Source organism: Kribbia dieselivorans NBRC 106261 (assembly GCF_001552435.1).
Lineage (GTDB): Bacteria > Actinomycetota > Actinomycetes > Actinomycetales > Dermatophilaceae > Kribbia > Kribbia dieselivorans.
The window spans coordinates 13996-29381 of the sequence record NZ_BCRE01000104.1; the positions used below are offsets into that span (position 1 = coordinate 13996).

At 69.3% G+C, this 15386-nt stretch carries 10 protein-coding genes and 1 tRNA gene; 9 read left to right on the top strand and 2 right to left on the bottom strand.

From position 1 onward, the window contains the following. The 7 genes from KD1_RS09545 (at window position 1) to KD1_RS09575 (ending at window position 10121) form a co-directional block, all read left to right on the top strand. A complete protein-coding gene (locus tag KD1_RS09545) occupies window positions 1-768 on the top strand; it encodes a DsbA family protein (protein ID WP_068401042.1) in 768 nt (255 codons plus the stop codon). Window positions 769-777: 9 nt separating this feature from the next. Further along, window positions 778-1683: a prolipoprotein diacylglyceryl transferase gene (lgt, locus tag KD1_RS09550; protein ID WP_245627344.1), complete on the top strand. Its 906-nt coding sequence runs from the start codon at window positions 778-780 to the stop codon at window positions 1681-1683. Window positions 1684-1831: 148 nt separating this feature from the next. Further along, entirely contained in the window at window positions 1832-6403 is a 4572-nt protein-coding gene (gltB, locus tag KD1_RS09555) for a glutamate synthase large subunit (protein WP_068401082.1), read from the top strand. Beyond that, window positions 6396-7853 carry a glutamate synthase subunit beta gene (locus tag KD1_RS09560; protein ID WP_068401045.1) on the top strand — a complete coding sequence of 486 codons (1458 nt, stop codon included), beginning with the start codon at window positions 6396-6398 and terminating at the stop codon, window positions 7851-7853. Before gltB ends, KD1_RS09560 begins: the two co-directional genes overlap by 8 nt. A gap of 42 nt (window positions 7854-7895) precedes the next feature. Continuing rightward, on the top strand, window positions 7896-9341 hold the full coding sequence (pyk, locus tag KD1_RS09565) for a pyruvate kinase (RefSeq protein ID WP_068401048.1): 1446 nt from the start codon (window positions 7896-7898) through the stop codon (window positions 9339-9341). A gap of 39 nt (window positions 9342-9380) precedes the next feature. Further along, window positions 9381-9463 (top strand) — tRNA-Leu (locus KD1_RS09570). 61 nt (window positions 9464-9524) lie between these two features. Continuing rightward, window positions 9525-10121, top strand: coding sequence for an ANTAR domain-containing response regulator (locus tag KD1_RS09575; RefSeq protein ID WP_068401052.1), 597 nt, complete (start codon window positions 9525-9527; stop codon window positions 10119-10121). A gap of 106 nt (window positions 10122-10227) precedes the next feature. Here the strand turns inward: KD1_RS09575 and KD1_RS09580 are convergent, their stop codons facing one another. Next, window positions 10228-10677: a hotdog fold thioesterase gene (locus tag KD1_RS09580; RefSeq protein WP_068401055.1), complete on the bottom strand. Its 450-nt coding sequence runs from the start codon at window positions 10675-10677 to the stop codon at window positions 10228-10230. A 116-nt stretch (window positions 10678-10793) separates the two neighbouring features. On the opposite strand from KD1_RS09580, the gene polA reads away from it, so the two are divergent. Beyond that, window positions 10794-13478: a DNA polymerase I gene (gene polA, locus KD1_RS09585; RefSeq protein ID WP_068401058.1), complete on the top strand. Its 2685-nt coding sequence runs from the start codon at window positions 10794-10796 to the stop codon at window positions 13476-13478. Here the strand turns inward: polA and KD1_RS09590 are convergent. Then, window positions 13435-14712: a polysaccharide biosynthesis protein gene (locus KD1_RS09590; RefSeq protein ID WP_157073266.1), complete on the bottom strand. Its 1278-nt coding sequence runs from the start codon at window positions 14710-14712 to the stop codon at window positions 13435-13437. The genes polA and KD1_RS09590 overlap by 44 nt on opposite strands. A gap of 41 nt (window positions 14713-14753) precedes the next feature. Between KD1_RS09590 and KD1_RS09595 the strand changes: the two genes are divergently transcribed. After that, a partial coding sequence (locus KD1_RS09595; protein WP_217995856.1) for a hypothetical protein occupies window positions 14754-15386 on the top strand: 633 nt, incomplete at its 3' end.

The following is a 15386-nucleotide window of genomic DNA, read 5'->3' on the forward strand; positions in this document are numbered from 1 at the left end:
ATGGCGGACAACCTCGATCGCAAGGCCAAGGCCCAGGCCGCGGCCCCGCGCCAAGGGCGTGGCCCCAACAAGATCGTCGTCGGCGGCATCGTCGCGATCGTCGCCATCATCGCGGTCGTCGCCGGGGTGATCCTGGCCGACCAGCAGAAGAAGACCACGACGACCGCCGGCGGGTCGGACCTGCCGGCCGGTGTCACCCAGATGGGCGGCCCGCTGGAGATCGCGGCAGGCAAGTCCGGGGTGCCGGTGTTGGACATCTACGAGGACTTCCAGTGCCCGGCCTGCTCCTCCCTGGAGAGCGCGGTCGGCCCGACGATCACCGACATGATCACCAAGAAGCAGATCACCGTCCGGTACCACGTCATGAGCTTCCTTGACGGCAACCTCGACCAGATCTCGCCGAACAAGCAGTCCTCCAACCGCGCGGCCAATGGGGCCATGTGCGCCGCCGAGGACGGCAAGTTCCTCGAGTACCACAACGCGCTGTTCCAGAACCACCCGCAGGAGGGCAAGGGCTGGACCGATGCCGAGCTCACGACCAAGGCCAAGGACGCCGGCCTCAAGGGTGAGTCGCTGACGAAGTGGGAGCAGTGCTTCGCGGGCAAGCCGTACAACCAGTACGTCGCCTCGATCGACGACCAGGCGGCCAAGGACGGCGTCACGGCCACGCCGACCCTGAAGCTCAACGGTGAGAAGCTCGACCTCGCCGCGGCCGGGATCAACAACGCCAACGACTTCCGCACGCACATCCTCGCCGCCAAGAACTGACCCGGCGCGATGACCCTGACCCTGACCCTCCCCGCCGCGGTGTCGGCCCTGGCGATGTCACCGACCTCGATCCCCAGCCCCACGGTGGGCGCGTTGCATCTGGGACCGATCCCCATCCGCGGCTACGCGATGGCGATCCTCGTCGGGATCGTCATCGCCGTGTGGATGACCCAGAAGCGGCTCGAACACCGCGGGGCGGGAGAGGGCTCGGCCATTGACCTGGCCTTCTGGGCGGTGCCGTTCGGCATCGTCGGCGGTCGGCTGTACCACGTCATCACCACACCCGAGCCGTACTTCGGCGCGGGTGGCCGGCCGATGGACGCCATCAAGGTCTGGGAGGGTGGCCTGGGCATCTGGGGTGCGGTCGCCCTCGGGGCGCTCGGCATGTGGTTCGGTGCACGTCGCATGGGCCTGAACTACCTCGACGTGCTCGACGCGGCGGCCCCGGGCGTGGCCGTGGCGCAGGGCATCGGTCGGTGGGGCAACTGGTTCAACAACGAGATCTACGGCAGCCCCACCGACCTGCCTTGGGGTGTGGTCATCCACCAATGGGACCTCGCCGCCGGGCGGGCCGTCACCGGCGCGGACGGCCAACCGATCGTGCTGGGCACGTTCCACCCGACGTTCCTGTACGAGTCGCTGTTCTGCCTCCTGCTGGCCGCGGTGCTCCTGGTCGTCGACTGGCGCACGGTCCTGGCCCGGGGTCAGGTCATGGCGTTGTACGTCGCCGGGTACCCGGTGGGGCGGATCATCATCGAGAAGATGCGCACCGACCACGCGAATGTCATCCTGGGTCAGCGGGTCAACGTCTGGGTCAGCATCATCGTCTTCCTCCTCGGCGTTGCCCTTTTCATGTGGTTCGGACGGCGTGAACGACGGCAGAGGGCGGCCCTCGGCTCCGCGTCCACATCCTGAAATCGATCTATCTCACTATTTGGTCACGACCTGAAACCGGGACCGTCCCAGTAGGAATATGTGCGAGCCGTGGATCTCCACGACGCTCTGTGACGCCCTCGACCCTGGTCGGCGACGGCGTCCCGATTCCGAGAAGGACGGTGAACCGTTGACCCTGTACTCGACCCTTCCGGCTGATCAAGGCCTGTACCGCCGCGAACTTGAACACGACGCTTGTGGCGTCGCGATGGTGGCGACCATGCGCGGCCACGCCGGCCACGACATCGTCGATCACGCCCTCCTGGCACTGACCAACCTTGAGCACCGTGGTGCCACCGGCGCCGACCCCCTCGTCGGTGACGGGGCCGGCATCCTCACCCAGGTGCCGGACGCGTTCTTCCGCGCGGTCATGGCCGACCAGGGCGTCGACCTGCCCCCGGCCGGTGCCTACGCCGTCGGCACGGCCTACCTGCCGCAGCCGATCCGTGACCGCGCCAAGGCGATGCGCACGATCGAGCACCTCGCCGCCGAGGAGGGCCTGGAGGTCCTCGGGTGGCGTGAGGTGCCCATCGACGAGGACGGCATCGGCCAGGCGGCGCGCGACTGCATGCCGCACTTCGCCCAACTGTTCCTCGCTGCCGACCACGACAGCGTCACCGGGAGCGCCCTGTCCGGCATGGAGCTCGAGGTGCGCGCCTTCTGCGTGCGCAAGCGGGCCGAGCACGAGGCCGAGGTGTACTTCCCCTCGCTGTCCGCCCGAACGGTCGTCTACAAGGGCATGCTCACCACCGCCCAGCTCGAGACGTTCTACCCCGACCTGTCCGACGAGCGGTTCGCCACCGAGCTCGCGCTCGTGCACAGCCGCTTCTCGACGAACACCTTCCCGAGCTGGCCGCTCTCGCACCCGTACCGCGTCATCGCCCACAACGGTGAGATCAACACGGTCAAGGGCAACCGCAACTGGATGCGCGCCCGCGAGTCGCAGCTGGTGACCGACACCATCCCCGGCGACCTCGACCGGCTGTTCCCGATCTGCGATCCGAACGGCTCGGACTCGGCCTCGTTCGACGAGGTGCTCGAACTGCTCAACCTGGGCGGCCGCTCGCTGCCGCACGCCGTGCTGATGATGATCCCCGAGGCCTGGGAGAACCACGCCACGATGGACCCGGCGCTGCGCGCGTTCTACGAGTACCACTCGATCCTCATGGAGCCGTGGGACGGCCCGGCCTGCGTCACCTTCACCGACGGCACGCTCGTCGGTGCCGTGCTCGACCGCAACGGCCTGCGCCCGGCGCGCTACTGGGTCACCGACGACGGCCTGGTGGTCCTGGCCTCCGAGTCCGGCGTCCTCGATATCCCGACCGAGAACATCGTCCAGCGTGGCCGTCTGCAGCCGGGCCGGATGTTCCTCGTCGACACCGCCAACCAGCGCATCGTGCCCGACGAGGAGATCAAGTCCCAGCTGGCCGCCGAGCACCCCTACCAGGAGTGGCTCGACGCCAACGTCACCAACCTCTCCGACCTGCCCGATCGCGAGCACGTCATCCACACCGCCCGTTCGGTCCAGCGCCGCCAGGTGACCTTCGGCTACACCCAGGAGGAACTGCGGATCCTCGTGGCGCCGATGGCCCAGACCGGGGGAGAGGCCCTCGGTTCGATGGGCACCGACACCCCGCTGGCGGTCCTGTCCGACAAGCCGCGGCTGGTCTTCGACTACTTCAGCCAGCTGTTCGCCCAGGTGACCAACCCGCCGCTGGACGCCATCCGCGAGGAGCTCGTCACCTCACTTGCCGCCACGCTCGGTCCCGAGGGCAACATCCTGGCCACCGGCCGCGAGGAGGGCGCGCAGGTCCTGCGCATCAAGTTCCCGGTCATCGACAACGACGAACTCGCCAAGATCGTGCGCGTGGCCGACGATTCCGACGACGACTCGCCGTACAAGCACCTCACGCACGTCGTGTCCGGTCTGTACGACGTGCTCGGTGGCGAGGAGGCCCTGCGCACCCGACTCGAGGGGATCTTCACCGAGGTCGACGAGGCCATCGCCGCCGGTGCCCGGTTCATTGTCCTCTCGGATCGAGACTCCGATCGTGACTACGCCCCGATCCCGTCTCTCCTGCTCACCTCGGCGGTCCACCACCACCTCATCCGCGAGAAGACCCGCACCCGGGTGGGTCTGATCGTCGAGGCCGGAGACGTGCGCGAGGTGCACCACGTCGCACTGCTCATCGGTTACGGCGCGGCCGCGGTCAACCCGTACCTGGCGATGGAGTCGGCTGAGGACCTCGTGCGCCGCGGCATCATCGACGTCTCCAGCGAGCAGGCCGTGCGCAACGTCATCAAGGCCCTCGGCAAGGGCGTGCTCAAGGTCATGTCCAAGATGGGAATCTCGACGGTCGCCTCCTACCGCGGCGCCCAGGTGTTCGAGGCCATCGGCCTGAGCCAGGAACTCGTCGACGACTACTTCACCGGCACCGTCTCGCGTCTGGGCGGCATCGGACTGGACGTCATCGCCGAGGAGGTCGCCGCCCGGCACACCCGCGCGTACCCGATCGCCTCCGACAGCCTGCCGCACCGCCCGCTGACCATCGGCGGCGAGTACAAGTGGCGTCGTGAGGGCGAGCCGCACCTCTTCGACCCCGAGACGGTCTTCCGGCTCCAGCACTCGACGCGCAACCGTCGCTTCGACATCTTCAAGCAGTACACCGCGCGCGTCGACGAGCAGTCCGAGCGCCTGATGACGCTGCGCGGTCTCTTCGAGATGCACCCGTTGGCCGGCCGCCAGCCGGTGCCGATCGAGGAGGTCGAGCCGATCAGCGAGATCGTCAAGCGGTTCAACACCGGCGCGATGTCGTACGGCTCGATCAGCCAGGAGGCGCACGAGACCCTCGCCGTGGCGATGAACCGGCTCGGCGGGCGCTCCAACACCGGTGAGGGCGGTGAGGACCTCGAGCGCCTCATGGACCCAACCCGCCGCAGCGCGATCAAGCAGGTCGCCTCGGGTCGGTTCGGGGTGACCTCGGTCTACCTGACCAACGCCGACGACATCCAGATCAAGATGGCCCAGGGTGCCAAGCCCGGTGAGGGCGGTCAGCTGCCCGGCCCGAAGGTCTACCCGTGGGTGGCAAAGACCCGGCACTCCACGCCGGGCGTGGGACTGATCTCGCCGCCGCCGCACCACGACATCTACTCGATCGAGGACCTGGCCCAGCTGATCCACGACCTCAAGAACGCCAACCCGTCCGCGCGCATCCACGTCAAGCTCGTCTCCGAGGTCGGCGTCGGCACGGTCGCGGCCGGGGTGTCCAAGGCGCACTCGGACGTCGTGCTGATCTCCGGTCACGACGGTGGTACCGGAGCGTCGCCGCTCACCTCGCTCAAGCACGCCGGGGGCCCTTGGGAGCTCGGTCTGGCCGAGACCCAGCAGACCCTCGTGCTCAACGGGTTGCGCGACCGGATCGTCGTGCAGGTCGACGGTCAGCTCAAGACCGGTCGTGACGTCGTCATCGCCGCGCTGCTTGGCGCGGAGGAGTTCGGCTTCGCCACCGCCCCGCTGGTCGTCTCCGGCTGCATCATGATGCGGGTGTGTCACCTCGACACCTGCCCGGTCGGCATCGCGACGCAGAACCCCGAGCTGCGCCAGCGCTACTCCGGCAGGCCCGAGTTCGTCGAGACGTTCTTCGAGTACATCGCGCAGGAGGTGCGTGAGCATCTGGCGGCGTTGGGCTTCCGCTCGATCGAGGAGGCCATCGGCCAGGTCGGCGCGCTCGACACCACCCGAGCGGTGAACCACTGGAAGGCCGCCGGTCTCGATCTCGAGCCGATCCTGGCCGAGGTCATCCCCGAGGAGGGGCAGGAGCGTCGTGCGGTGCACACCCAGGACCACGGCCTGGCCGCTGCCCTGGACCACCAACTCATCGCCATGGCCACCCGCGCCCTGCAGGACGGCGAGCCGGTGTTCGGCACGCTGCCGGTGCACAACGTCAACCGCACCGTCGGCACGATGCTCGGTCACGAGGTGACCAAGCGCTACCCCGAGGGGTTGCCGGACAACACCATCGACCTCACCCTGACCGGTTCGGCCGGCCAGTCGTTCGGCGCCTTCGTGCCGGCCGGCATCACCCTCACCCTCGTCGGTGACGGCAATGACTATGTCGGCAAGGGTCTGTCCGGCGGGCGGATCGTCGTGCGGCCGCCGGAGGGCGTGTCGTACGTCGCCGAGGAGAATGTCATCGCTGGCAACGTCATCGGCTACGGCGCGACCAGCGGCGAGATCTTCCTGCGCGGTCAGGTCGGTGAACGCTTCTGCGTGCGCAACTCCGGCGCGACCGCGGTCGTCGAAGGTGTCGGCGACCACGGCTGTGAGTACATGACGGGCGGCACGGTTCTTGTGCTCGGCCCGACCGGGCGCAACTTCGCCGCCGGCATGTCCGGGGGGATGGCGTTCGTGCTCGACCTCGACGAGTCCGACGTCAACCCCGAACTCGTGGACATCCTGCCGCTGACCGACGACCACCTGAACACGGTCGTCACCCTGCTCGAGGCCCACCTGAAGTGGACCGGCTCGGCGGTCGCCCAGCGACTCCTGGACCACCGGGACGCGCTCGGCGGCCGCTTCTCCCTCGTCCTGCCGCGCGACTACCAGCGGGTCCTGGATGTCCAGGCCGCGGCCGCCGCCGAAGGACTCGACACGCATGGTTCCGAGGTCTGGAACCGGATCATGGAGGCTTCCCATGGCTGATCCCCGCGGATTTCTGAAGACCCGGGAGCGGGAGCTCCCGGCGCGTCGCCCCGTGCCGGTGCGCATCAAGGACTGGAAGGAGGTCTACGAGGAGCAGGACGTCGCGCAGCTGCAGCGCCAGGCCGGTCGCTGCATGGACTGCGGCATTCCGTTCTGCCACAGCGGCTGTCCGCTGGGCAACCTCATCCCCGAGTGGAACGACCTCGCGTGGCGCGGCGACTGGCGTGACGCCATCGAGCGGTTGCACGCCACGAACAACTTCCCCGAGTTCACCGGTCGGCTCTGCCCGGCCCCGTGTGAGACGGCGTGCGTGCTCGGCATCAACCAGCCGGCCGTGACCATCAAGCAGGTCGAGGTCACCACCGTCGAGCGAGCTTTCGACTTCGGTGGTGTCGAACCGCTCCCGCCGGAGCGTCTCAGCGGCAAGACGGTGGCCGTCGTCGGGTCCGGCCCGGCCGGCCTGGCCGCGGCCCAGCAGTTGACCCGCGCCGGCCACACGGTCGCGGTGTACGAGCGGGCCGACAAGCCCGGTGGCCTGCTGCGCTATGGCATCCCGGAGTTCAAGATGGAGAAGTCGGTGCTCGACCGTCGACTGCACCAGATGACCGCCGAGGGCACCCGCTTCCGCAACAACACCACCGTCGGGGTCGACATCACCGCCGAGAAACTCATGAAGCGCTTCGACGCCGTCGTCCTCGCCGTCGGGGCCACCGTGCCGCGTGACCTGCCGGTCCCGGGGCGCGAGCTCGACGGTGTGCTGCAGGCGATGGACTTCCTGCCGCCGGCCAACCGGGTCGCGTTGGGGGAGGAGGTCGCCGACCGGGTGACCGCCGAGGGCAAGGACGTCATCGTCATCGGTGGCGGCGACACCGGCGCGGACTGCCTCGGCACGTCGCTGCGTCAGGGCGCGAAGTCGGTCACCAGCCTCGAGATCATGCCGCAGCCGCCGGCCGACCGGGCCGCCGGTCAGCCGTGGCCGACCTACCCGAACATCTTCCGCATCGCCTCGGCGCACGAGGAGGGTGGTGACCGCGTCTACGCCGTGTCCACCACGGAGATCCTCGGTGACGAGCAGGGCAAGGTGCGCGCGCTGAAGCTCACCGAGGTCGTCCGCAACGACCAAGGTGGTTTCGACCCGGTCCCCGGCTCCGAGCGAGAACTGCCGGCCCAGCTCGTGCTGTTGGCGATGGGCTTCCTCGGCCCGGAGCAGCAGCTCGCCGAGCAGTTCGGCCTCGAGACCGACAACCGCTCGAACATCGTGCGGGATCGCAGCTACATGACGAACGTGCCCGGCGTGTTCGTCGCCGGTGACTGCGGCCGCGGCCAGTCGCTCATCGTGTGGGCCATCGCCGAGGGCCGCGCCGCGGCCAACGGCGTCGACGCCCACCTGATGGGTTCCTCGCAGCTGCCCCGCCCGATCGAGCCGACCGACCGCCCCCTGACGGTGTGAGCCTGGTCACGAGTTCCTTTCACTCACGTTAGGGTTGAGCCCATGCGCAGAGCCAAGATCGTGTGCACACTCGGTCCCGCCACGAGTTCCTTCGAGCAGATCGTCGCGTTGGTCGAGGCCGGGATGGACGTGGCCCGTCTCAACCTCTCCCATGGCAGCCACGCGGACCACGAAGAGGTCTACCGCAACGTGCGGCGGGCCGGTGACGAGGTCGGTCACGCCGTCGGCGTCCTCGCCGACCTGCAGGGCCCGAAGATCCGCACGAAGCGATTCGCCGACGGCCCGGTGATGCTGGTCAAGGGCGAGCGTTTCACCATCACCACGCGCGACGTGCCCGGTGACCTGCACGAGGTCGGCACGACGTACGAGGGACTGCCCGGCGACGTCCGACCAGGCGACATGATCCTCGTCGACGATGGGAAGATCGCGCTGCAGGCCGTCGAGGTCACCGAGACCGACGTCGTCACCACGGTCGTCGAGGGCGGGCGCATCTCCAACAACAAGGGCATCAACCTGCCCGGGGTCGCGGTGTCCGTCCCGGCGCTGACCGAGAAGGACCAGGAGGACCTGCGCTGGGCGATGCAGACCGGGGTCGACTTCGTCGCCCTGTCATTCGTGCGGCAGGCCTCCGATCTCGACGATGTGCACGCGATCATGGACGAGGTCGGCTTCCGGCGGCCGGTCATCGCCAAGATCGAGAAGCCCCAGGCGATCGACAACCTGCCCGAGATCATCGAGGCGTTCGACGGCATCATGGTCGCGCGCGGTGACCTGGGTGTCGAGGTGCCGCTCGAGGACGTGCCGCTCATGCAGAAGCACGCGGTGGAGCTGGCCCGCCGGGCGGCCAAGCCGGTGATCGTGGCGACGCAGGTGCTCGAGTCGATGATCGAGAACTCCCGACCGACGCGTGCCGAGGCCTCGGACGCGGCCAACGCGATCATCGACGGGGCCGACGCGCTGATGCTCTCCGGCGAGACAAGCGTGGGCAAGTACCCGATCGGAGCGGTCGAGGTGATGGCGCGCATCATCGAGACCACCGAGGAGGAGGGCCTCCAACGGATGGCATTGACCACGCGCCCGACGAGCAAGGCCGGCGCCGTGACCGGGGCCGCCGCCGAGATCGGTGACATCGTCCAGGCCAAGTTCATGATCACCTTCACACAACGCGGTGAGGCCGCGAGGCGGATGTCCCGCACCCGCTCGCGGATCCCGATGCTCGCCTTCACCCCCGAGCAGGCGACGCGGTCGTTCCTTGCCCTGGTCTGGGGAATCGAGACGTTCATCACACCGATGGTGACCCACACCGACGAGTACGCCTTCCAGGTCGACCAGATCCTCCTGCGGGAGAAGCGGGTCGAGGAAGGCGACCTGGTGGTCATCGTGGCGGGCTCGCCCCCCGGGATCCCGGGGTCGACGAATGCGGTACGCGTGCACCGCATCGGCGACGCCATCCACGGGCGCACCCAGGCCTACGCCGACCTGCGGTGACGAAGGGCCCGCCGTAGGTCGGTATGCTGACCTGTGCCGGCCGGGATGGTGGAACGGCAGACACGGAGCACTCAAAATGCTTTGCCCGCAAGGGCGTGCGGGTTCAAATCCCGCTCCCGGCACGATCAGACATCCAGAACTGGCGCCCCAACGCGCCCCAATCAGAAGTAAGGCGGGTCATCGATGACCGAGACCGAGACCACCGACGGCGCACGGGTCCTCGTCGCCGAGGACGAGGCGATCATCCGCCTCGACCTCGTCGAGATGCTCGAGGAGGCCGGTTTTGAGGTGGTCGGTCAGGCCTCCAACGGTGAACAGGCGGTCGAGCTTGCCACCGAGTTGAAGCCGGACCTGGTCATCATGGACGTCAAGATGCCGGTCATGGATGGCCTGACGGCGGCGGAGGAGATCGGCAAGAAGCACATCTGCCCGGTCATCATGCTCACCGCCTTCAGCCAGAAGGAGCTCGTCGAGCGGGCCCGCGACGCCGGTGTCATGGCCTACATCGTCAAGCCCTTCACCGCCGGTGACGTCAAGCCGGCCATCGAGATCGCGCTGGCCCGCTGGGCCGAGCTCAAGTCGCTCGAGGCCGAGGTCGCCGACCTGGGCGAGCGACTCGAGACGCGCAAGGCCGTCGACCGCGCCAAGGGTGTGCTGATGAAGCAGTTCAAGTTCAGCGAGGCCGAGGCGTTCCGGTGGATCCAGAAGACCGCGATGGATCGGCGCTTGGGCATGCGCGAGGTCGCCCAGGCCGTCATTGCCGGAGCGTCGCAGGCGTAGGTCGCGTGCGCGTTCGCACCTTCCCGAAGGGCCCGGTCGTCGACCGGGCCCTTCGGCGCGTCGTGCGCCGCGCTGCTCAGGCGCCGGTGTGTCAGGCGCCGGTGTGTCAGGCGCCGGGGGCGTTGTCGCGGATCAGGCAGGTGATGCGCGAGGTGCAGACCCGCTTGCCGTCCTCGTCGGAGATGACGACCTCGTAGGCGACCAGGGAGCGACCGAGCTGGATCGGGGTGGCCACGCCGGTGACCCACCCGGAGCGGGCCGCGCGGTGATGCGTGGCGTTGATGTCGACGCCCACGGCGACCTTGCCCGCACCGGCGTGACGGGCCGCGCCCATGGAGCCGAGGGTCTCGGCCAGGACGACCGAGGCGCCGCCGTGCAGCAGACCGTAGGGCTGGGTGTTGCCGTTGACCGGCATCCGGGCCACGAGCTGCTCGTCGCTGATCTCCAGGAACTCGATCTCCATCCGCTCGATGAGCGTGCCCCGCGAGTGCTCGGTGTGCGCCGCGATCTCGGGGTTCGTGCTCGGGTCCGCGGCGGCGGTGGTGGGCTCGGTCATGCGAGGCTCCTGCGTGGTGAGGGAACGGTGTACGCCGCCCATCGTGTCAGGTGGGTTCGTCCGGAGACCGACGGGTGGCCCCACGTTGTCGGTGCCCTCGCCTAGGCTGCCGTGTTGTGAGTCGACTGCTGCTGCTGGATGGACACTCCTTGGCCTACCGCGCGTTCTACGCCCTGCCGGTGGAGAACTTCTCGACGGCCTCCGGGCAGCACACGAACGCGGTGTTCGGGTTCACCTCGATGCTCATCAACGTGCTGCGCGACGAGGAACCGACGCACATCGGAGTCGCGTTCGACGCCTCCCGGCGCACGTTCCGCACCGAACAGTACGCCGAGTACAAGGCCACCCGCTCGGCGAGCCCGTCGGAGTTCTCCGGTCAGGTCGTGCTGCTCCAGGAGGTGCTCGATGCGCTGAACATCAAGCACATCTCGATCGAGGGCTTCGAGGCCGACGACATCATCGCCACCTGGGCGACCCAAGCCGGCGAGCAGGCGATGGAGGTGCTCATCTGCTCGGGCGACCGCGACGCGCTCCAACTCGTCACGCCGACGACGACGGTGCTCTACCCCCGCAAGGGTGTCTCCGACCTCGTGCGGATGACCCCGGAGGCGGTCGAGGAGAAGTACGGCGTGCCGCCGCAGCGGTACAGCGACCTGGCCGCCATGGTCGGCGAGACCTCCGACAACCTGCCAGGGGTGCCCGGCGTGGGCCCGAAGACGGCCGCCAAGTGGATCAACCAGTTCGGCGACCTGGACGGGATCGTCGGGCACGCGGACAAACTCACCGGCAAGGCGGGCCAGTCGCTGCGCGACCACCTCGACCAGGTGCTGCGCAACCGGCAGCTCAACGACCTCGTGCGCGACGTCGACCTGCCCCTGTCGATCACCGACCTCGAACGCGCGACGTGGGATCGCGAGAAGGTGCACGAACTCTTCGACGCACTCGAGTTTCGCGTGCTCCGCGAGCGGCTGTTCTCGACGTTCGAGACGACCACCGAGGAGGCCGCCGAAGGCATCGACATCGACGGTGAGGTGCTCGACTCCGCGACGGTCGGTGCGTGGCTGGAGAAGAACGCCGGCCCGGGCAGCCGCGTCGGTGTGCACGTCACCGGCACCTGGGGCCGGGGCACCGGAGACGCCACGGCCGTGGCGATCGCGGAGCCCGGTGGCGCGGCGGGCTGGGTCGACCTGACGGCCCTGGACCCGGCGGGCGAGGCGCTCGTCGCCGCCTGGCTCGGCGACGCCACCCGGGGCAAGGTCCTCCACGATGCCAAGGGACCGCTGCACGCCCTGGCTGCCCGTGACCTGCCGCTGGCCGGTCTGCAGTTCGACACCGCGCTGGCGGCCTACCTCGTCAAACCCGACCAGCGCACCTACGACCTGGGCGACCTCGTCGTCCGCCATCTCGGGCGCACCCTGGAGCGGGAGAGCACCGACGGCGGTCAGGGGATGCTGGCCTTCGATGCCGACGAGAACGCCGCGGCCCACGACGCGATGGTGCGGGCCAGCGCCGTGGCGGACCTGGCCGACGTGCTGGCGACCCAGGTCGAGATCACCGGAGGAACGAGGCTCCTGACCGACGTCGAACTGCCCCTCGTCGACGTGCTCGCGCGGATGGAGCACACCGGCATCGCCGTCGACCTCGACGCGCTGACAGGTCTTGAGTCGGAGTTCGCGGCGGCCGTGTCGCAGGCCCAGCAGGAGGCGTGGGATGCGATCGGGGGCGAGCAGGTCAACCTCGGCTCGCCGAAGCAGTTGCAGGTCGTGCTGTTCGACACGTTGGGCATGCCCAAGACCAAGAAGACGAAGACCGGGTACACGACCGACGCCGATGCCCTCGCCGACCTGTACGAGAAGTCGCCGCACCCGTTCCTGGAGGCCCTGCTGGCCCACCGGGACGCCAGCAAACTGCGCTCCACCGTCGAGGGCCTGATCAAATCCGTCTCCGACGACGGCCGGATCCACACGACCTATCAGCAGACCATCGCAGCCACGGGCCGACTGTCGTCGACCGACCCGAACCTGCAGAACATCCCCGTGCGCACGGAGGCGGGCCGGCGCATCCGAGAGGTGTTCGTCGTCGGTGGCCGGCCGGCCGGGGCGTACGAGGCCCTGATGTCGGCCGACTACAGCCAGATCGAAATGCGCATCATGGCCCACCTGTGCGGCGATCCGGGGCTGATCGAGGCCTTCAACAGCGGTGAGGACCTGCACCGGTTCGTCGGGTCTCGGGTGTTCTCCGTCGACCCCACCGAGGTCAGCGCGGAGATGCGTTCCAAGGTCAAGGCGATGTCGTACGGCCTGGCGTACGGGTTGTCCGCGTTCGGGCTCTCCCGCCAGTTGGGGATCTCGACCGCGGAGGCCAAGGACCTCATGGACGGGTACTTCAGTCGCTTCGGCGCGGTGCGCGACTACCTCCAGGAGGTCGTCGTGCAGGCGCGGGCCACCGGGTACACCGAGACGATGCTCGGGCGGCGCCGGTACCTGCCGGACCTCAACTCCTCGAACGGTCAGCGGCGGGCCATGGCCGAGCGGATGGCGCTCAACGCCCCGATCCAGGGCAGCGCCGCGGACATCATGAAGGTCGCGATGCTCCGCGTCGATCGTCGGCTCAGCGCCCAGGGGCTCACCTCGCGGGTGCTGCTGCAGGTGCACGACGAACTCGTCGTCGAGGTCGGCACCGGGGAACGGGACGTGCTCGAGACCCTCGTGCGGGAGGAGATGGGCCAGGCGATCGAACTGGACGTGCCCCTTGAGGTCAGCGTGGGCGTGGGTCGCTCATGGCACGACGCGGCGCACTGATCGGGCCGACGACGAGCACGAGCGCCACGACGAGCAACAGCGCGACGGTGACGACGCGCAACAGCAGGTAGAACTCGGTCAGGCCGGGGGAGTACGCCACGGCCACCGACACGATCGCGCCGAACCACAGCACGGGCGTGACCCGGCGGCGGTGACCGGCAAGTTCGCCGTAGACGACGACCTGCAGGAGGGCCAGCGCGGTCCCGAGCAGGGTGAACAGCCACAACGACCCGGTGATCCCGGCGTAGCGGGACCCGCCGATGAACTGGACGGCCAGCCACGGCAGGGCGACGACTCCGGCGGTGGCGAGGGCCCCCAGCGCCCCGACCGCCCCGAGCACGCGCAGCAGCGGACCGCGTGAGGTGGCCGTCGCCATGCCGGGGAACGCGACGATGAGCACGAACTGGGGAAGGAAGAGGGCGGCCTTGGTCAGGATGAGGCCGGCGGCGAACAGGCCCGCACGATGCTCCTCGGTGGTGGCCCGCACGAGGATGGGGTCGAGATTGGCGAAGGCGAAGAAGGCCAGCAGGGTGTGGGCGTCGGTGAGGGCCTCGCGCAGGCTGGTGCTCACCCGGCGTCGCCCGCCGCGGGCGGGGTCCGGCCGGGCGATGCGGTGCGCCGTGGCGAAGGCGGGGGCGCCGACGAGGGCGACCGGCACCAGGCCGATGGCGACGGCGACGGTCGCGACCGCAGTCGTGGGCTGCCACAGCAGGGCGAGTGTGCCGACCCCGAGACGGCCCACCGCGAACGTCAACTGCTGGGCGGTCAACCGGCCCCAGCGGCGCGAGCCCTGGAGAACGCCCGCCTGACCGCCCATGAGGGTCATCAGCGCGGCGCAGACGGCCGCGGCCACGGGCGTGGCGGGGGAGCGCAGATCGAGCACCAGGTAGCCCACCGGAGCGAGCACGAGCAGAACGGCCAGCACCGCGAGCGCGCCCTGTCGGGTGGCGGTGCGCACCTGGGTGATGACCGCGTCGACGGTGTGGGTGGTGTCACTGCCGGCGGCCGCGGCATCGATGACGCGGCTGACTCGGCGCGCGGCCATGGTCTGGGTGCCGAGCGAGACGACGTTGACGATGATGAGCACGCCCATGACGGCGGAGAACTCGCCGAACGCGGCGGGGCCGAGCAGTCGGGCTCCGACGAGGCTGAACACGTAGGTCGCGACGTTCATCACCAACATGGAGGCTGCCACGGCGGCCTCGCCGCTCCATTTGCCGAACCGCTGTTGCACCACCACAGGGTAGGTGGCGTCGGCGTCCGTAGAGTGCCGGTGTGTCCCGTGTCCTGTCGTCCGTCGTGGGGTCGCTCGTGTGGGCGCTCGTGGCGTCGCTCGTGGGTACGGCGTGGCTCCTGGGTCGCTGGCCGGTGCTCGGGCGCGGCCAGGTCGTCCTCTTCCGCGATGACGTCGCCGTGCCCGATCCGGTCCGGCCGGTGCGGTGGGCCCACGGCGACCCGGTCGCGTTGCGGGCCTGGCCGCTCGACGGTGTCACGTGGCTTTTCTCTCCGGTCATCGCGCCGGGGACGCAGCAACTGCTGGTCGTGGTCGCGGCCCTCGTGCTCGTCGGGACCGGTACCGGGGTGCTGGCCCACCGCGTGGCCTCGGCCCTGCCCACCGTGCCTCCCCAGGGAGCCGCCGTGGCCGCCGCGCTGCTGGCCGTGGTGAACCCGTACACGGTTGAGCGACTGCTGCTCGGCCAGGCCCCGACTCTGCTCGGATGTGCCGTCATCGGGTGGGTGGTGTTGGCTGCGCGCGGCACCTCGTCGGGGTGGCGTCGCGTGGGGTGGGTGGCGTTGGCGATGCTGCCGGCCGCGGTCACCCCCTGGGGTGGGGTCGTCGCGGTGGTGGTGGCCGTGGCCGCCCTGTGGCTGCCCCGCCCGGTGCCGCACGCCGACCGGGCGAGTGCA